14 protein-coding genes and 4 tRNA genes are annotated in these 17,910 nt (G+C 57.6%); 15 read left to right on the forward strand and 3 right to left on the reverse strand.

Features of this window, described 5'->3' with window-relative positions; genetic code table 11:
• Positions 1-122: 122 nt before the first annotated feature.
• Positions 123-1,037, forward strand: coding sequence for a helix-turn-helix domain-containing protein (locus BLU78_RS09835; RefSeq protein ID WP_229096266.1), 915 nt, complete (start codon positions 123-125; stop codon positions 1,035-1,037).
• A gap of 61 nt (positions 1,038-1,098) precedes the next feature.
• On the opposite strand, the gene BLU78_RS09840 is transcribed toward BLU78_RS09835, so the two are convergent.
• Positions 1,099-1,620, reverse strand: coding sequence for a GNAT family N-acetyltransferase (locus tag BLU78_RS09840; RefSeq protein ID WP_010266559.1), 522 nt, complete (start codon positions 1,618-1,620; stop codon positions 1,099-1,101).
• A gap of 421 nt (positions 1,621-2,041) precedes the next feature.
• On the opposite strand from BLU78_RS09840, the gene BLU78_RS09845 reads away from it, so the two are divergent.
• The 13 genes from BLU78_RS09845 to rpoC all read left to right on the forward strand — a co-directional run bounded on the left by BLU78_RS09845 (position 2,042) and on the right by rpoC (position 15,156).
• Positions 2,042-2,115, forward strand: a tRNA-Thr gene (locus BLU78_RS09845).
• A gap of 42 nt (positions 2,116-2,157) precedes the next feature.
• Positions 2,158-2,240: transfer RNA gene (locus BLU78_RS09850), tRNA-Tyr, on the forward strand.
• Positions 2,241-2,332: 92 nt separating this feature from the next.
• A tRNA-Gly gene (locus BLU78_RS09855) sits at positions 2,333-2,408 on the forward strand.
• Between the two features lie 127 nt (positions 2,409-2,535).
• Positions 2,536-3,723: an elongation factor Tu gene (gene tuf, locus BLU78_RS09860; protein WP_010266558.1), complete on the forward strand. Its 1,188-nt coding sequence runs from the start codon at positions 2,536-2,538 to the stop codon at positions 3,721-3,723.
• A 50-nt stretch (positions 3,724-3,773) separates the two neighbouring features.
• A tRNA-Trp gene (locus BLU78_RS09865) sits at positions 3,774-3,847 on the forward strand.
• An 18-nt stretch (positions 3,848-3,865) separates the two neighbouring features.
• Positions 3,866-4,063, forward strand: a complete 198-nt coding sequence (secE, locus tag BLU78_RS09870; protein ID WP_020693339.1) for a preprotein translocase subunit SecE — start codon at positions 3,866-3,868, stop codon at positions 4,061-4,063.
• 14 nt (positions 4,064-4,077) lie between these two features.
• Entirely contained in the window at positions 4,078-4,638 is a 561-nt protein-coding gene (gene nusG, locus BLU78_RS09875) for a transcription termination/antitermination protein NusG (RefSeq protein WP_010266552.1), read from the forward strand.
• Between the two features lie 16 nt (positions 4,639-4,654).
• The gene (rplK, locus tag BLU78_RS09880; protein WP_010266546.1) at positions 4,655-5,095 is read left to right on the forward strand and encodes a 50S ribosomal protein L11; all 441 of its coding nucleotides are present in this window, start codon (positions 4,655-4,657) and stop codon (positions 5,093-5,095) included.
• A gap of 11 nt (positions 5,096-5,106) precedes the next feature.
• On the forward strand, positions 5,107-5,805 hold the full coding sequence (gene rplA, locus BLU78_RS09885; RefSeq protein WP_010266542.1) for a 50S ribosomal protein L1: 699 nt from the start codon (positions 5,107-5,109) through the stop codon (positions 5,803-5,805).
• A gap of 17 nt (positions 5,806-5,822) precedes the next feature.
• Positions 5,823-6,347, forward strand: a complete 525-nt coding sequence (gene rplJ, locus BLU78_RS09890) for a 50S ribosomal protein L10 (protein ID WP_010266539.1) — start codon at positions 5,823-5,825, stop codon at positions 6,345-6,347.
• Between the two features lie 43 nt (positions 6,348-6,390).
• The gene (gene rplL, locus BLU78_RS09895; RefSeq protein ID WP_010266537.1) at positions 6,391-6,768 is read left to right on the forward strand and encodes a 50S ribosomal protein L7/L12; all 378 of its coding nucleotides are present in this window, start codon (positions 6,391-6,393) and stop codon (positions 6,766-6,768) included.
• Positions 6,769-7,000: 232 nt separating this feature from the next.
• Positions 7,001-10,861 carry a DNA-directed RNA polymerase subunit beta gene (gene rpoB, locus BLU78_RS09900; protein ID WP_010266535.1) on the forward strand — a complete coding sequence of 1,287 codons (3,861 nt, stop codon included), beginning with the start codon at positions 7,001-7,003 and terminating at the stop codon, positions 10,859-10,861.
• Between the two features lie 35 nt (positions 10,862-10,896).
• Positions 10,897-15,156: a DNA-directed RNA polymerase subunit beta' gene (gene rpoC, locus BLU78_RS09905; protein ID WP_010266533.1), complete on the forward strand. Its 4,260-nt coding sequence runs from the start codon at positions 10,897-10,899 to the stop codon at positions 15,154-15,156.
• Between the two features lie 93 nt (positions 15,157-15,249).
• Here the strand turns inward: rpoC and BLU78_RS09910 are convergent, their stop codons facing one another.
• Positions 15,250-15,798 carry a porin family protein gene (locus BLU78_RS09910; protein ID WP_010266531.1) on the reverse strand — a complete coding sequence of 183 codons (549 nt, stop codon included), beginning with the start codon at positions 15,796-15,798 and terminating at the stop codon, positions 15,250-15,252.
• An 87-nt stretch (positions 15,799-15,885) separates the two neighbouring features.
• Between BLU78_RS09910 and BLU78_RS09915 the strand changes: the two genes are divergently transcribed.
• A complete protein-coding gene (locus tag BLU78_RS09915; protein ID WP_010266530.1) occupies positions 15,886-16,635 on the forward strand; it encodes a helix-turn-helix transcriptional regulator in 750 nt (249 codons plus the stop codon).
• Positions 16,636-16,695: 60 nt separating this feature from the next.
• On the opposite strand, the gene BLU78_RS09920 is transcribed toward BLU78_RS09915, so the two are convergent.
• Positions 16,696-17,901 carry an L-serine ammonia-lyase, iron-sulfur-dependent, subunit alpha gene (locus tag BLU78_RS09920; RefSeq protein ID WP_010266528.1) on the reverse strand — a complete coding sequence of 402 codons (1,206 nt, stop codon included), beginning with the start codon at positions 17,899-17,901 and terminating at the stop codon, positions 16,696-16,698.
• Positions 17,902-17,910 lie beyond the last annotated feature (9 nt).

Below are 17,910 nucleotides of genomic sequence, written 5' to 3' on the forward strand. Positions count from 1 at the left end.
TGCAATGTCTTTTGGAGTCCCTGCCGACAACGGCGGGGACTTTTTTTGCCTTTCGCCGCGCCTATGGGGTTGGCTTTCCGAATTTTTTTGTACTTTTGTCCCAAATCTCACATTCGTACTTTATGGATTATCAACCCCAACCGCAGTTTGTGGAGTCGTCACTAAAAGAGAGTTGCACTGCGGATTGTAGTAGTTGTCCCACATTCCCTGCACCGTTTCGCCGCATCGGCGACTCGACCTACTGCAGGTTTTCGGAGCTGACCTTTGCGGCGGGAGAGGGTGCGTCCTTTCCGGCTGACCGCATGGTGCGCATTCTTTTCATTCTGTCGGGGTCGCTCAAACTCGAGCACGGCGCCGATACGGTCCGGCTGGTGACCTCGAAGCAATGCGTGTGCCTGGCCCGCAACGAGAACTTTTTGGCCACGGCCCAGGATGACGATACCCATGTGGTCGTGCTGTCGCTCATCCATCGGATCGAGTTTTGCGAGCAGGATATTTTCGACAAGGTGATGCCTTACGATTCGGTTATCCCGACCGAGATCGTTCCGACACTTTCGATGCATTCCTCCATCGAGCATCTTTTGGGTTCTATCTTTACGATCCGGCAGATGGCCAACTGCGTTCGGTTCCACCGGATGAAGGCCACGGAGCTCTTTATGATGATCAAGGTGCTCTACACGCCGACCGAGCATGCTTATTTCTTCCAGTCGATGATTCAGCCGCAGGACAATTTCCGCGTCTTCGTCTGCAACAACTACGACAAGGCGCAGGGCGTGGCCGAACTGGCTTCGCTGGCGGGCATGAGCCTTTCGGTCTTCAAACGCCGTTTCGCCGAGCATTTCAACGACAGCGTCTACCACTGGATGATGCGCCAGAAGGCCCTCAAAGTCTTCTCCGACATTCGTGACGGCGAGGACAGCACCAAAGCGCTGATGAACAAGTACGGGTTCCGCCACTATACGCAGTTCAGCCGTTTCTGTAAGAATTACCTGCAGGCAACGCCCGCCCAGCTGATCGCTTCGATCAAAAAGAAATAGAACCCGGCTGCGGTTCTGATTCGCAGGAGGCTTCCCGGGAAGGGTGGCCTCCTTGCACTTTTTACCGCTCCAGCACGTAAACGTTCAGGTCGATCCACTCTCCGTCGGAGAGCTCCTCGCCCCGCGGTTCCACATGGCTGAGCCGGAATCCGAGCCGCCGGGGAATGGCGTTGCTCGGCAGGTTGCCCACGCCGCAGCGGATTTCGATACGCCGCATGCCCATCTGCGTAAAGGCCCTGCCGCAGAGCGCCCGCACGGCCGCCGTCATGATTCCTTTTCCCTGCTGCTCTTCACGCAGCCAGTAGCCGATCTCGACGCTGTGCTTTTCGGCGTCGGCCGATTTGAAGCCGATCAATCCGGCAAAGGCCCCGCCGTCGCGGATCGTGTAGACCGGGTTGGCCGTGTCGGCGAGCATTCCGGCCACCACCGCTTCGCTTTGTTCGACGCAGTGGGTCTCGGCGACGAAAGGGAGCCAGCGGCCGAGGTGCCGGCGCTGGGTGTCGATCGAGCGGAAAATATCCGCGGCATCCTCCGGACGGAGCTGCCGGAGTGCGTAGGGGCCGAAAAGGGGAATCGTATTCATAGTGGGAGCGGTTTTCAAAATTTAAAGATAGTGAAAAGAACGGAGGGGTCCAAACCGCACTGCAGGCGGTCGGCGAGACCTTACGGCCTTCCAAAAGCGCCGTCACGGCACGAAAGATAGTGAAAATATGCCGGAGCGCATATTAAAATAGGTGTGCCGGGTCCGGAAATAAGCTGTCCGGGAGGGGCGCGAATGCCGGCCGGACCGGCGGATGGCATAGTTGGACGAGAAAGACGATATTTTTTGCGGAAGCTGTTGCGTTATCCAAAACTTTTCCTATCTTTGCACCCGATTTCGCCCGTGAACCAACGGCGTTCGGGCGCGGTTCTTTGAGAAGAGTTAAAAAGTAGAAAATTTATCCCGAATAATTTGCGCGGTAAATTTTTTATGCCTACTTTTGCAATCCAAAACGGTGAATACTGCCGATGTAGCTCAGTTGGCCAGAGCAGCTGATTTGTAATCAGCTGGTCGGGGGTTCGAATCCCTCCATCGGCTCGGAAGGCCGACGCAGGGAGGAGCGGCGGCAGTGCAAGACAAGGGAAGTTACCAGAGTGGCCAAATGGGGCAGACTGTAAATCTGCTGGCTTACGCCTTCGGTGGTTCGAATCCATCACTTCCCACTAAAGAAGAGTGCCGGTTGGAGTTGCTGGGTCCTGAACGCTGTTGAAAAACGGCGCAAGGGAAAGGATGACTCTGATACGGTTATGTTTTTGCGGAAGTAGCTCAGTTGATAGAGCATCAGCCTTCCAAGCTGAGGGTCGCGAGTTTGAGCCTCGTCTTCCGCTCCACTGCGCAGCAGCGTGTGATGCGAACGCCTCCGTCGAACGGAAGGGAGTTTGCGTCGCTCGCTTGTTCTGCGGAATGAATTTTAAAACTTTAGGACAATTTTTAACAATACTTTAAATACTTAATACTATGGCAAAAGAAAAATTCGACCGGTCGAAACCGCACGTAAACATCGGTACCATCGGTCACGTAGACCACGGTAAGACCACCCTTACCGCAGCTATCACGACTGTTCTGGCTAAGAACGGCCTCTCGGAGCTCCGTTCGTTCGACTCGATCGACAACGCTCCCGAGGAGAAAGAGCGTGGTATCACGATCAACACCTCGCACGTTGAGTACCAGACGGCCAACCGCCACTACGCTCACGTAGACTGCCCGGGCCACGCCGACTATGTGAAGAACATGGTAACGGGTGCCGCTCAGATGGACGGCGCTATCCTGGTTGTTGCCGCTACGGACGGCCCGATGCCCCAGACCAACGAGCACGTACTGCTCGCCCGTCAGGTGAACGTGCCGCGCATCGTTGTTTTCCTGAACAAGTGCGACATGGTTGACGATCCCGAAATGCTCGACCTGGTTGAGATGGAGGTTCGCGACCTGCTTTCGAAATACGAGTACGATGGCGACAACGCTCCCATCATCCGCGGTTCCGCACTCGGCGGCCTGAACGGCGAGCCCAAGTGGGAGGAGAAGATCATGGAGCTGATGAACGCTGTCGACGAGTACATTCCCATTCCCCCGCGTGAGAATGAGAAGCCGTTCCTGATGCCTGTCGAGGACGTGTTCTCGATCACCGGCCGCGGTACCGTTGTAACGGGCCGTATCGAGACCGGTGTCATCCACGTAGGTGATCCCGTTGAGATCGTAGGTCTCGAGGAGAAGATTTTGACTTCGACCTGTACGGGCGTCGAGATGTTCCGCAAGCTGCTCGATCAGGGCGAGGCCGGCGACAACGTAGGTCTGCTGCTCCGCGGTATCGACAAGAAGGAGGTAAAGCGCGGTATGGTACTCGCAGCGCCCAAGTCGATCACCCCGCACACCGAGTTCGAGGCTGAGGTCTACATCCTGAAGAAAGAGGAGGGTGGCCGTCACACGCCGTTCCACAACAACTATCGTCCCCAGTTCTACCTGCGTACGATGGACGTAACGGGTGAGGTTCACCTGCCCGCCGGCGTCGACATGGTTATGCCGGGCGACCACGTAACCATCTCCGTGAAGCTGATCTATCCGGTGGCTCTGAACGAGGGTCTGCGTTTCGCAATCCGCGAGGGTGGCCGTACGGTAGGTGCTGGTCAGATCTTGAAAATCGTGAAGTAATTCACGATCAGATATCCCGGGAGGCGGTGAACCGTATCGCCTCCCTTTTTAGGAGCATAGTTCAAGGGTAGAATAGCGGTCTCCAAAACCGTTGATGGGAGTTCGAATCTCTCTGCTCCTGCCAAGAATAAAGGAAGAAGATATGTTGAATTACATTAAAGAATCCTATAACGAGCTTGTAAACAAGGTGACGTGGCCTACGTTCCCGCAGCTCCAGAATTCGACGGTCGTTGTGATGGTGGCTTCGGCCATCTTTGCCGTTGTCGTGCTGGCGATGGACCTGACGTTCGAGAACATGATGGCCGCCATCTACAAGACCCTGGGTAATCTTGGTCGTTAATTTCTGCTGAAACGATGAGCGAGATTAAGAAACAGTGGTATGTAGTCCGCGCTATTGGTGGCAAGGAGGCGAAGGTGAAAGAGTATATCGAAGCCGAAATTCGCCACAACCATCTCGAGGACTACATCTCTCAAGTGCTGATCCCTACCGAAAAAGTCTATACCATCCGCAATGGTAAGAAGGTCTCGAAAGAGAAGGTTTCTTATCCGGGCTACGTGTTGGTGGAGGCCGCTTTCGTGGGGCAGATTCCCATTATAATTCGTAATACTCCCAATGTGCTGGGCTTCTTGGGCGACACCAAAGAGGACAGTCGCAAGATGAATGCCACGCCCCTGCGTCCGCAGGAGGTTGCACGCATCCTGGGCCGCGTCGACGAGATGAACGCCATGGAGGAGGAGAACGAAATACCATTCTTTGTCGGCGAGACCGTAAAAGTTACGGACGGTCCTTTCTCGAGCTTCCAAGGTACTATCGAGGCAGTCGACAACGAGCGCAAGAAACTCACGGTATCGGTGAAGATATTCGGGCGCAAAACTCCTATGGAGTTGGGTTTCACTCAAGTAGAAAAAGAATAATTAACCAAGGAAAACTATGGCAAAAGAGGTTGCTGCATTTATTAAATTGCAGATCAAAGGTGGTGCCGCCAATCCTTCGCCCCCGGTTGGTCCCGCATTGGGTTCTAAGGGAGTCAATATCATGGACTTCTGCAAGCAGTTCAATGCACGTACGCAGGACAAGGCGGGAAAGGTTCTTCCGGTCATCATCACGGTTTACAGCGACAAATCGTTTGATTTCGTTGTAAAACAGCCGCCCGTAGCCGTTCAGCTCAAGGAAGCAGCCAAGGTGCAGAAAGGTTCCGCACAGCCCAACCGCGACAAGGTGGGACAGGTGACGTGGGATCAGGTCCGCGAGATCGCTCAGGACAAGATGCCCGACATGAACTGCTTTACGCTGGAGGCCGCGATGCGCATGGTTGCCGGTACTGCCCGCAGTATGGGTATCAATGTCGTCGGAGAATTTCCTAATATGTAATTGCGAAGAAGATGAGTAAGTTGACAAAAAATCAAAAGATCGCCTACGCAAAGGTGGAAGCCGCCAAGGTTTACAAACTCCCGGAGGCCGCCGCTCTTCTGAAGGAAATTACGTTTACGAAATTCGACGCTTCGGTAGATATCGACGTGCGTTTGGGCGTAGATCCGCGTAAGGCGAACCAGATGGTCCGCGGCGTGGTGACGCTGCCCCACGGAACCGGCAAGACGGTGCGTGTGCTGGTGCTCTGTACTCCCGAGAAGGAGGCCGAGGCACAGGCCGCAGGCGCCGACTATGTAGGTCTGGACGAGTATGTTGACAAGATCAAGGCCGGCTGGACCGACGTTGACGTGATCATCTGTACTCCCAATGTGATGGGTAAGGTAGGTGCGCTGGGCCGTATTCTGGGTCCCCGCGGACTGATGCCGAACCCCAAGACTGGTACGGTGACGATGGAAGTCGGCAAAGCCGTAGGCGAGGTGAAGGCCGGTAAGATCGACTTCAAGGTCGACAAGTTCGGTATCATCCACACGACGGTGGGCAAGGTGTCGTTCTCGGCAGAGCAGATCGTGGAAAACGCGAAAGAGGTGCTGAATATGATCATCAAGCTCAAACCGGCTGCTGCCAAAGGTTCTTATGTGAAGAGTATCTATCTCTCGACCACCATGAGCCCCGGCGTGCAGATTGATTCCAAATCAGTAGAAACCAAATAAGAAGGAGGAGAGAAGAGATGACTAAGGAAGAAAAACTGGTTGTAATTAACAACCTCGCCGAGCAGCTCCAGGCTTATCCTCACTTCTACATCGCCGACATCGAGTCGCTGAACGCCGAGCAGACCGCTGCCCTGCGCCGTAAGTGCTTCGAGAGCGACGTGAAACTGGTGGTGGCTAAGAACACCCTTCTGGGCAAAGCCCTCGAGAAGGTGGAGAAGGCCGATGCTGATCTGGTAAAAGTATTGGAGGGTCCTACCTCGATTATGTTCGCCCATGTTGCGAAAGCTCCCGCTGTGCTTATCAAGGAGTTCCGCAAGAAATCGGACAAACCCGTCCTGAAAGCGGCTTTCGCCGAAGGATGCGTTTACGTGGGTGACGATCAGCTGGACGCTCTGTGTAACATCAAGTCGAAGGAGGAGCTTATCGGCGATATCATCGCTCTGCTGCAGTCCCCGGCGAAGAATGTTATCTCTGCATTGCAGGCTAATGCAGGCCAAAAGATTGCGGGCATCGTGAAGACGCTCGAATCGAGAAACAATTAATTTCACAAACAAGAATCAAAAACAAATTAATAAGCTTACAACTATGGCAGACGTAAAGAAACTTGCTGAAGAACTGGTTAACCTGAAGGTTACCGAGGTAAACGAACTCGCTCAGATCCTCAAGGAGGAGTATGGCATTGAGCCGGCTGCTGCCGCTGTTGCCGTTGCAGCCCCCGCTGCAGGCGCCGGTGAGGCCGCTGCTGCCGAGAAGTCGACGTTTGACGTGATCCTGAAGAGCGCAGGCCAGGCCAAGCTCCAGGTTATCAAGGTCGTGAAGGACCTCGCAGGTCTTTCGCTGGGCGACGCCAAGGCTCTCGTTGACGGTGCTCCCAAGGCTGTTAAGGAGGGTGTCTCCAAGGAAGAGGCTGAGCAGATCAAAGGCCAGCTCGAGGAGGCAGGTGCAGAAGTTGAGCTCAAGTAGCATTGCTGCTTAGGTCTCAGCAGACAATCAGGTATAGGGCTAACCGGAGGTGTTAGCTCTATGCCTTTTCTTGGTCTAAAGACTGGAAGTGCCGATTAGGAGCTGTGTCCGGTTTTTGGAAGAAAATGCTCCCGGGGCGAAGGACGCCTGAATACGGGGGCATTGGCGGGATAGAAGGCCCGCGATTTTGGGGAGCGTAACCCATTACACTTCAACTAATTTGGATTTTACGATGTCCGCAGCAAAAACACAACAGAGAATTAGCTTTTCGACAGTCATAAACCGGGTTCCCTATCCGGATTTGCTGGAGATACAGCTTAAATCATTCCGGGACTTTTTCCAGATGGATACTACGGCCGAAAACCGTAAGAACGAGGGCCTTTACAAGGTCTTTCAGGAAAATTTCCCCATCACGGATACCCGGAACAACTTCGTTCTGGAGTTCATCGACTACTATATCGACCCGCCCCGCTACTCGATTGAGGAGTGTCTGGAGCGCGGTCTGACGTACAGCGTCCCGCTGAAAGCAAAGCTGAAACTTTACTGCACGGACGACGAGCACGAAGATTTCGGCGTGGTCGTCCAGGACGTTTACTTCGGTACGATTCCCTATATGACCGAGCGTGGAACGTTCGTCATCAATGGCGCGGAACGTGTCATCGTATCCCAGCTGCACCGCTCGCCGGGCGTGTTCTTCGGACAGAGCATGCACACCAACGGCACCAAGCTCTACTCGGCGCGAATCATTCCGTTCAAAGGTTCGTGGATCGAGTTCGCTACGGACATCAACAACGTGATGTACGCCTACATCGACCGTAAGAAGAAGCTGCCCGTCACCACGCTGCTGCGTGCCATCGGTTACGAGGCGGACCAGCAGATTCTCGAGATCTTCGACCTGGCGGACGAGGTGAAGGTCAACAAGGCCAACCTCAAGAAAGCCGTAGGCCGCAAGCTGGCTGCGAGGGTGCTCTCGACGTGGGTCGAGGACTTCGTGGACGAGGATACGGGCGAGGTGGTTTCCATCGAACGAAACAACGTCATCGTGGACCGCGAAACGGTCCTCGAGGAGAACCATATTGACGAGATTCTCGAGAGCGGCGCCAAGACGATCCTCCTGCATAAGGAGAATCTCTCGGGCATCGATTTCTCGATCATTTACAATACCCTGCAGAAAGACCCCTGCAACTCCGAGAAGGAGGCCGTGGTCTACATCTACAGGCAGCTGCGCGCTTCGGAGCCGCCCGATGAGGCGACGGCGCGCGACGTTATCGAGAAGCTTTTCTTCTCGGACAAACGCTACGACCTGGGCGACGTGGGCCGTTACCGCATCAACAAGAAGCTGGATCTGGACATCGATCCGGCTATCCGCACGTTGACGCGCGAGGACATCATCGCCATCATCAAATACCTGATCCAGCTCATTAACTCGAAGGCCGACGTCGACGATATCGACCACCTGTCGAACCGCCGTGTCCGCACGGTGGGCGAGCAGCTGTCGAATCAGTTCTCGGTAGGTTTCGTGCGCATGGCGCGTACGATCCGCGAGCGCATGAACGTGCGTGACAATGAGGTGTTTACGCCGGTGGACCTGATCAACGCAAAGACCCTTTCGTCGGTGATCAATTCGTTCTTCGGAACCTCGCAGCTCTCGCAGTTCATGGACCAGATCAACCCGCTGGCCGAGATCACGCACAAGCGCCGTCTGTCGGCCCTCGGTCCGGGCGGTCTGTCGCGTGACCGCGCCGGTTTCGAGGTGCGCGACGTGCACTATACGCACTACGGACGTCTCTGCCCGATCGAGTCGCCGGAAGGCCCGAACATCGGTCTGATCTCGTCGCTGTGCGTCTATGCGAAGATCTCTCCGATGGGATTCATCGAGACGCCGTATCGCCGTGTCGAGAACGGCAAGGTCGATATGGACAACTCGCATATCCGCTACTACTCGGCCGAAGAGGAGGAGGACCTGGTGGCCGCACAGGCCAACACCCCGATCGACGAGGAGGGCAACTTCCTGGAGCCCGACCGCATCAAGGCGCGTGAAGGCGCCGATTTCCCGGTGGTTACCGCCAGCGAGGTGGACCTGATGGACGTGGCTCCGAACCAGATCGCTTCGATCGCCGCGAGCCTCATCCCGTTCCTCGAGCACGACGACGCCAACCGTGCGCTGATGGGCTCGAACATGATGCGCCAGGCCGTGCCCCTGGTGACTTCGGAGGCCCCGATCGTCGGCACGGGTATCGAGAAGGACATGATCACCGACAGCCGCATCCAGATCGTGGCTGAGGGCGACGGCGAGGTTACTTTCGCCGACGCGACGAAGATTCAGATCAAATACGAGCGCACGGAGGATGAGATTCTCGCTTCGTTCGCTCCCGAAATTACGACTTACGAGTTGCCGCGCTACCGCCGGACGAACCAGAACACCTCGGTGACGCTGAAACCCGCGGTGCTGACGGGCGACAAGGTCGTGAAGGGCCAAATTCTGACCGAGGGTTACTCGACGCAGCACGGTGAGCTGGCCCTGGGCCGCAACCTGAAGGTGGCGTTCATGCCCTGGAAGGGTTACAACTTCGAGGACGCCATCGTGATCTCGGAGCGCATCCAGCGTGAGGATATCTTCACCTCGGTGCATGTCGACGAGTACATCATGGAGGTTCGCGACACCAAGCGCGGTGTCGAGGAGCTCACGTCGGATATTCCCAACGTCTCGGAGGACGCCACGAAGGACCTCGACGCCAACGGTATCGTCCGTATCGGCGCCAACATCCACCCGGGCGACATCCTGATCGGTAAGATCACCCCGAAGGGCGAGAGCGATCCTTCGCCCGAGGAGAAGCTGCTCCGTGCGATCTTCGGCGACAAGGCCGGCGACGTGAAGGACGCTTCGCTGAAGGCCCAGCCGTCGCTGCACGGCGTGGTGATCGACACCAAGCTTTACAGCCGCGCCAACAAGGAGGGCAAGAAGGGCAAGAGCGCCGAGAAGGCGCAGCTCGACAAGCTCGACGAGAAGTTCGCTGCCGAGATCGCGGAGCTCACGAAGCGGCTGGTCACGAAGTTGTGGACCCTGCTTCAGGGCAAGGCCACGACGGGCATCACCGATTACTTCGGTGTGGAACTGTACCCCGCGGGTACGAAGTTCTCGCAGAAATTGCTGGAGGAGATCGCCCGCAAGTCGACGGACGAAAAGACCGGCGTGGTGATGGGTTATCTCAATCTCGGCTCGTGCAACTGGACGGGCGACGCGCACACCGATGCGCTGATCGAGGCTACCGTCAACAACTACACCATCGAGTGGAAGAAGGCCGATGCCGCCATCAAGCGTGAGAAGTACAACATCACCAATGGCGACGAGCTTCCGCAGACGGGCGTTATCCAGATGGCCAAGGTCTACATCGCCAAGAAGCGTAAGCTGAAGGTGGGCGACAAGATGGCCGGACGCCACGGTAACAAGGGTATCGTAGCGCGTATCGTGCGCGACGAGGATATGCCGTTCCTCGAGGACGGAACCATCGTCGACATCTGCCTGAACCCGCTGGGTGTGCCTTCGCGAATGAACCTCGGCCAGATTTACGAGACCGTGCTCGGATGGGCCGGCCGCGAGCTGGGTATGAAGTTCGCAACGCCGATTTTCGACGGCGCTTCGCTCGACCAGATCAACGAGTACACGGCGCAGGCAGGCATTCCGCACAGCGGACGCACGTACCTCTACGACGGCGGTACGGGCGAGATGTTCGACCAGCCGGCCACGGTGGGCGTGATCTACATGCTCAAGCTGGGCCACATGATCGACGACAAGATGCACGCGCGTTCGATCGGTCCCTACTCGCTCATTACCCAGCAGCCGCTCGGCGGTAAGGCGCAGTTCGGCGGTCAGCGTTTCGGTGAGATGGAGGTTTGGGCGCTCGAAGGCTTCGGCGCCGCCAACATCCTGCAGGAGATTCTGACGATCAAGTCCGACGATGTGATGGGCCGTGCCAAGGCGTACGAGGCCATCGTCAAGGGCGAGAACCTGCCCAAGCCGGGTATTCCCGAGGCTATGAACGTGCTGCTGCACGAGCTGCGCGGCCTGGCCCTGTCGGTGAAACTCGAGTAAGGTGTATTTAACGAGGAAAAGAAAAACGAGAAAATATGTCAATTACCAAAGACAATAAACCGAATAATGGTTACAGCCAGATTTCGATCGGCCTGGCCTCCCCCGAGGAGATTCTGGCCCAGTCGAGCGGCGAGGTGCTGAAGCCCGAGACCATTAACTACCGTACCTACAAGCCCGAGCGCGACGGTCTGTTCTGCGAGCGGATTTTCGGTCCGGTGAAGGATTACGAGTGCCACTGCGGTAAGTACAAGCGTATCCGTTACAAAGGCATCGTCTGCGACCGCTGCGGTGTGGAGGTGACCGAGAAGAAGGTGCGCCGCGAACGCATGGGACACATTTCGCTGGTGGTTCCGGTGGTGCATATCTGGTATTTCCGCTCGCTGCCTTCGAAGATCGGCTACCTGCTGGGTATTCCGTCGAAGAAGCTCGAGGCGATCATCTACTACGAGCGCTATGTCGTGATCAATGCCGGCGCCGCTTCCGAGCAGGGCATCGAGCGTCTGGCCACGCTTTCGGAGAAGGAGTATCTCGACATCGTGGCTGCGCTGCCGAAAGGCAACCAGTCGCTCGACGATTCGGACCCCAACAAGTTCGTTGCCATGATGGGCGCCGAGGCGGTCTACACGCTGCTGAAGCAGGTGGACCTCGATACGATGTCCTACTCGCTGCGCCACAAGGCCTCGACCGAGACCTCGCAGCAGCGTAAGTCCGAGGCGCTGAAATGCCTGAACGTCATCGAGTCGTTCCGCGCTTCGGAGGGCAAGAACAAGCCCGAGTGGATGGTGCTCAACGTGATTCCCGTGATTCCGCCCGAGCTGCGCCCGCTGGTGCCGCTGGACGGCGGACGTTTCGCCACGTCGGACCTGAACGACCTCTACCGCCGCGTCATCATCCGCAACAACCGCCTCAAGCGCCTGATCGAGATCAAGGCTCCGGAGGTGATCCTGCGTAACGAGAAGCGTATGCTGCAGGAGGCTGTCGACTCGCTGTTCGACAACTCGCGCAAGTCGAACGCCGTGAAGAACGAGTCGAACCGTCCGCTCAAGTCGCTGTCGGATTCGCTCAAGGGTAAGCAGGGCCGTTTCCGCCAGAACTTGCTGGGTAAGCGTGTCGACTATTCGGCCCGTTCGGTCATCGTCGTCGGCCCCGAGCTGAAGATGCACGAGATGGGTATTCCGAAGGACATGGCTGCCGAGCTGTACAAGCCGTTCGTGATCCGCAAGCTCATCGAGCGCGGTATCGTGAAGACGGTGAAGTCGGCCAAGAAGATCATCGACCGCAAGGACCCCGTGATCTGGGGCATCCTGGAGAATGTCATCAAAGGACACCCCGTGCTGATGAACCGCGCCCCGACGCTGCACCGACTGGGTATCCAGGCGTTCCAGCCCAAGCTGATCGAGGGTAAGGCCATGCAGCTGCACCCGCTGGCCTGTACGGCATTCAACGCCGACTTCGACGGCGACCAGATGGCCGTGCACCTGCCGCTGGGCAATGCCGCCATCCTGGAGGCCCAACTGCTGATGCTGGGTTCGCACAACGTCCTGAACCCTGCGAACGGTGCGCCCATCACGGTGCCTTCGCAGGACATGGTCCTCGGTCTCTACTACATCACCAAGCCCCGCAAGGGCGTGAAGGGCGAAGGCCGGGTGTTCTACGGCGCCGAGGAGGCGATCATCGCCTACAACGAGGGCCGTGCCGACCTGCATGCCATCGTGAAGTGTATGGTAGACGACCTGGACGAGCAGGGCAACGACGTGCGCGTGCTGAAAGAGACGACCATTGGCCGAATCCTCTTCAACCAGGTGGTTCCCCGGGAGGTCGGCTATATCAACGAGATTCTGACGAAGCGTTCGCTGCGCGATATCATTGCCGTCGTGATGAAGAAGGCCGGTGCCGACAAGGTGGCCGCATTCCTCGACGACATCAAGAACATGGGTTATCAGATGGCCTTCAAGGGCGGTCTGTCGTTCAACCTCGATGCCGTGATTATTCCTGAAGAGAAGGAGAAGCTCGTGCAGGAGGGTTACGAACGTTCGGACGCCATCATGGAGGACTACAACATGGGTCTGATTACCAACAACGAGCGTTACAACCAGATCATCGACGTCTGGACGAACATCAACACCAAGCTGACGAAGGTCGTGATCGAAACGCTGATCAAGGACAACGACGGTTTCAACCCGGTGTACATGATGCTCGACTCCGGAGCCCGTGGTTCGAAGGAGCAGATCCGTCAGCTGAGCGGTATGCGCGGTCTGATGGCCAAGCCGCAGAAGTCGGGTGTCGAGGGTGGACAGCAGGTCATCGAGAACCCGATCCTCTCGAACTTCAAAGAGGGACTTTCGGTGCTCGAGTACTTCATCTCGACCCACGGTGCCCGTAAGGGTCTTGCCGATACCGCTCTGAAGACGGCCGACGCCGGTTACCTGACGCGCCGTTTGGTGGATGTTGCACAGGACGTGATTATCAACGAGAAGGACTGCGGTACGCTGCGCGGCCTGACGGCTACGGCCATCAAGCGCAACGACGACGTGGTGCAGACGCTCTACGACCGTATTCTGGGCCGCGTGGCCCTGAACGACGTGATCCACCCGCTGACCGGGGAGGTGATCTGCGAAGCCGGTGAGGAGATCACCGAGCCGATTGCGGAGGCCATCGAGAAGTCGCCGCTGGAGTCCATCGAGATTCGTTCGGTGCTGACCTGCGAGGCACGCCGCGGCGTCTGTGCGAAGTGCTACGGCCGCAACCTGGCCACGGCCCGCATGGTCCAGAAGGGCGAAGTTGTCGGCGTCATCGCCGCACAGTCCATCGGCGAGCCGGGTACGCAGCTGACTCTGCGTACGTTCCACGTCGGCGGTGTGGCCGGCGGCACGGCTGTCGAGACCAACGTCATTTCGAAATACGAGGGACGTCTGGAAATCGACGAGCTGCGTACCGTCAAAGGCAAGAATGCGGCCGGCGAGGCGATCGACATCGTGATCTCGCGCCAGTCGGAGTTTCGCATCGTCGATCCCAAGACCGAGATCGTACTCTATACGCACAACCTGCCTTATGGTTCGACGCTCTTCATGGCGGACGGTGCCGAGGTTAAGAAAGGCGACCTGATCTGCGAATGGGACCCGTACAACGCCGTTATCATTTCGGAGTACGAGGGACGCGCCGTTTACGAGAGCGTTATCGAGGGTATCACTTACCGCGACGAGCGCGACGAGCAGACGGGCCTTTCGGAGAAGGTCGTGATCGAGTCGAAGGACAAGACCAAGAACCCCGTCATCAAGATCGTCGACAAGGAGGGTCTCGAGGTCAAGCAATACAACCTGCCCGTGGGCGCCCACGTCGTGGTGAAGGACAACGCCAAGATCAAGGCCGGCGATATCCTGATCAAGATTCCGCGTGCCGTCGGCAAGTCGGGCGGTGACATCACCGGAGGTCTGCCGCGTGTTACGGAGCTTTTCGAGGCCCGCAACCCGTCGAACCCCGCCATCGTTTCGGAGATCGACGGCGAGGTGACGTTCGGCAAGATCAAGCGCGGTAACCGTGAGATCATCATCACCTCGAAGCAGGGTGACGTGAAGCGTTACCTGGTGCCCCTGTCGCGCCAGATCATCGTGCAGGAGAACGACTACGTGAAAGCCGGCAGCCCGCTGTCGGACGGCGCGATCACTCCGAGCGACATCCTCAATATCCTCGGCCCGACGAAGGTACAGGAGTACATCGTCAACGAGGTCCAGGAGGTGTACCGCATGCAGGGTGTGAAGATCAACGACAAGCACTTCGAGGTCATCGTCCGTCAGATGATGAACAAGGTGAAGATCGAGGACCCGGGAGACACCCGTTTCTTCGAGGACCAGATCATCGACAAGTGGGAGTTCATGGATGTGAACGACGAATTGTACGACAAGGTGGTCGTGACCGACGCCGGCGACTCGACGACGCTGCAGCCCGGACAGATCGTGTCGCTGCGCAAGCTGCGTGACGAGAATTCGAGTCTCAAGCGCCGCGACCAGCGTCCGGTCCAGGTACGCGACATCGTGCCCGCAACCTCGACCCAGGTGTTGCAGGGTATCACCCGCGCCGCATTGCAGACTTCGAGCTTCATCTCGGCGGCTTCCTTCCAGGAGACCACCAAGGTACTGAACGAGGCGGCCATCCAGGCCAAGGTCGATCCGCTGGAGAACCTGAAGGAGAACGTGATCTGCGGTCACCTGATCCCCGGCGGTACGGGTCTCCGCGACTACGACGACCTCGTGGTCGGTTCGAAAGCCGATCTGGAATCGCTTCAGCAGGCGCAGTAAGTTCCGACGGGCGTGGAGCAATCCTGCCCCGGATATATCGAAAAAAGCCTCTCCCCAAAAGGGAGAGGCTTTTTGGTGTCTGTGGAAATGGTGTCAGAACCGGTAGCCCAGTGTCAGGGAGTAGGTCGTGTTGTGGCCGGAGCCGGGTTTTGTCAGCCGCGTCAGTCCGTATTGAACTTCGGGGCCGATGACGAAATGGCTGATGATAAAATCCGCGCCGAAACCGGCCCCGATCTCCCAGCGGCGAACGTCGAACCCGGCGCCGTCGGGTACGGAGGCATGGAGCATGCAGGAGACGTAGGGACCTCCGTGCAATGCCAGCCGCGAGCGCTGCGAGAGGCGGAACGAAACGAGGGCCTCGACGGGAAGGTCGAGACAGGAGAGCCGCGTGGCCTTGTCCGCGTCGTAGTTGAAGACGTTGTTCGAAGTCGTGGCGCCTTTCATCGAGAAGAAGAGCCCCGAGCGAAGTCCCCAGCGTTCCGTGAAGAGGTATTCGACGCCGGCTCCGGCGCGGATGCCTATTTTGAGGTGCTGGTCGCCGATGGAGGAGGCCGTTGCGCCGACACGGAGGTCTGCATGGAACTGCGCCGAGGCGCCGAGGGATGCGAGAAGCAGGCTGGCGGTGATGAGTAATTTTTTCATAGTTGCAGATTTTGTGATTGAATGTGTTATTTTTGCATTACAAAGTAAGGTCATACGTCCGTTTTGGGCAATACTGATTAATCAGTAATGGAAACACTGCAACGTGAATTCGAGGAGCTGCTGGACTCCCAGCGGTTCGAGCCCCGGGAGCTGGACTACTCGGTGCTGGAACGTCATATTCCCCAGTTGACGCTGTTGTCGCAGGTTGCGAACAGCGGCATCACGGTCTTCGATATGTATGCCCGCCGCCATGTCTTCGCATCGTACAACTTTTCGGAGCTGTTCCATTACAATTTGGAGGGGATCGCTTCGGAGGATTCGGCCTATTTTACCGGGCGTATTCATCCCGATGACTGGAGAGTGTTGCACCGCAACGGTATCGCTTGCTTGCGTTATCTTTTGGAAAACAAGGATTTGGCTCCTGATGTGAAACTGATCGACGAATACCGGGTGGATGCCGGAGGGCGTTATGTGCGGGTGATCGAGCAGTTTCAGGTGTTGGAGTTCGATCGGTCGGGGAATATCTGGCTTTCGCTGAGCATGCTGGACGTATCGCCCAATCAGGGGACGGAGGACGGCGTGCGCAGTCAGCTGTTCCATTATCGGACGGGCGAGGTCTGCCCGTTCCCGATGACCGAAAATCCGCATTTGTCCGGCCGCGAGCGGGAAATCCTGCGTCTGATAGGCCGGGGAAAACTGTCGAAGGAGATCGCCGACCAACTGGCTATCAGCGTGCATACGGTCAACACGCACCGGCAGCGTATTCTCGAAAAACTGAATGCGGACAATTCGATGGAGGCGGTCCGCTACGCTTCGGCCCGGGGACTGCTCGGTTGACGGAAAAAACGAAACGCCGGACCTTTCGAGGGACCGGCGTTTTCCGTAGCGGGAACGGGGTTATTTGTTGTGCTCGTAGCGTTTGGCCAGTCCGCCTTCGGAGGTCTCGCGGTAAAGGCTCGGAAGATTATGCCCCGTTTCGTTCATCACCTCCACGACCTTGTCGTAGGAGACCAGATGGCGTCCGTCGGAAAGCGTGGCGTAAATGTTGGCGTCGAGGGCACGGGCCGCAGCGATGGCGTTGCGCTCGATGCAGGGAACCTGCACCAGCCCGCATACGGGGTCGCACGTGAGGCCCAGATGGTGTTCGAGACCCATCTCTGCGGCATATTCGATCTGCGAAGGGGTGCCGCCGAAGAGCTGGCAGGCCGCCGCGGCAGCCATGGCGCACGCTACGCCGACCTCTCCCTGACAGCCGACCTCGGCACCCGAGATCGAGGAGTTGGTCTTGGCGACGTTGCCGAACAATCCGGCCGTGGCCAACGCCCGCAGGATGCGGATGCGCAGGAAATCGCGCGAGGTGGCCAGGTGGTAGAGCACCGCCGGCACGACGCCGCTCGACCCGCAGGTCGGGGCCGTCACCACGGTGCCGCCCGAGGCGTTCTCCTCGGAGGTGGCCAGCGCATAGGCGTAAATCTTGGCGCGGGAGTTCAGCGAGTCGGTATAGCTTTTCGATTTGACCCAGTAGGTCGAGGCTTTGCGGGCGACCTTCAGGCCGCCGGGCAGTACGCCGTCGTTGTTTAGGCCCCGCTGGATGGTCTCGCACATCACGGTCCAAATTCGGTCGAGGTAGTCCCAGATTTCGGGACCTTCGCAGTCGTTCACGTACTCCCAGTAGGTCTTGCCTTCGCGGGTGCACCATTGCTGGATCTCCGAGATGGTGGACATGGGGTAGATGCTTGCGGGCACTTCCAGACGCGAGGTTTCGTTGGCGAGCGCGCCGCCGCCGATGCTGTATATCGTCCACGAATCGGCGACCTTGCCGGCTTTCAATCCCTCGAAGAGCATGCCGTTGGGGTGGAAAGGGAGTACGACCTCGGGTTTCCAGACGATCTCGGTCGGGGCGACCGGCTCGAGCACCGAAAGGATGGCCGTGTCCGTGAGGTGGCCTTTGCCCGTGGCCGCCAGCGATCCGTAGAGCGTCACGCGGTAAGCGTCGACGTCCCGGCATCGCTCTGCAAAGCGTTCTGCGGCCCGTTTGGGTCCCATGGTGTGGCTGCTCGAAGGGCCGCTGCCGATCTTATAGAGTTCTTTGAGCGATTCCATAAATCGTAA

The sequence above is a fragment of the Alistipes timonensis JC136 genome (assembly GCF_900107675.1).
Taxonomy (GTDB): Bacteria; Bacteroidota; Bacteroidia; order Bacteroidales; family Rikenellaceae; genus Alistipes; species Alistipes timonensis.

Excerpts from the sequence above, each read along its gene's own strand:
- rpoB (WP_010266535.1), top strand. The coding sequence starts at position 7,001 with ATGTCCGCAGCAAAAACACAACAGAGAATTAGCTTTTCGACAGTCATA.
- rpoC (WP_010266533.1), top strand. The coding sequence starts at position 10,897 with ATGTCAATTACCAAAGACAATAAACCGAATAATGGTTACAGCCAGATT.
- nusG (WP_010266552.1), top strand. The coding sequence starts at position 4,078 with ATGAGCGAGATTAAGAAACAGTGGTATGTAGTCCGCGCTATTGGTGGC.
- BLU78_RS09920 (WP_010266528.1), bottom strand. The coding sequence starts at position 17,901 with ATGGAATCGCTCAAAGAACTCTATAAGATCGGCAGCGGCCCTTCGAGC.
- secE (WP_020693339.1), top strand. The coding sequence starts at position 3,866 with ATGTTGAATTACATTAAAGAATCCTATAACGAGCTTGTAAACAAGGTG.
- rplJ (WP_010266539.1), top strand. The coding sequence starts at position 5,823 with ATGACTAAGGAAGAAAAACTGGTTGTAATTAACAACCTCGCCGAGCAG.
- BLU78_RS09840 (WP_010266559.1), bottom strand. The coding sequence starts at position 1,620 with ATGAATACGATTCCCCTTTTCGGCCCCTACGCACTCCGGCAGCTCCGT.
- BLU78_RS09835 (WP_229096266.1), top strand. The coding sequence starts at position 123 with ATGGATTATCAACCCCAACCGCAGTTTGTGGAGTCGTCACTAAAAGAG.
- BLU78_RS09915 (WP_010266530.1), top strand. The coding sequence starts at position 15,886 with ATGGAAACACTGCAACGTGAATTCGAGGAGCTGCTGGACTCCCAGCGG.
- rplA (WP_010266542.1), top strand. The coding sequence starts at position 5,107 with ATGAGTAAGTTGACAAAAAATCAAAAGATCGCCTACGCAAAGGTGGAA.
- rplL (WP_010266537.1), top strand. The coding sequence starts at position 6,391 with ATGGCAGACGTAAAGAAACTTGCTGAAGAACTGGTTAACCTGAAGGTT.
- tuf (WP_010266558.1), top strand. The coding sequence starts at position 2,536 with ATGGCAAAAGAAAAATTCGACCGGTCGAAACCGCACGTAAACATCGGT.
- rplK (WP_010266546.1), top strand. The coding sequence starts at position 4,655 with ATGGCAAAAGAGGTTGCTGCATTTATTAAATTGCAGATCAAAGGTGGT.
- BLU78_RS09910 (WP_010266531.1), bottom strand. The coding sequence starts at position 15,798 with ATGAAAAAATTACTCATCACCGCCAGCCTGCTTCTCGCATCCCTCGGC.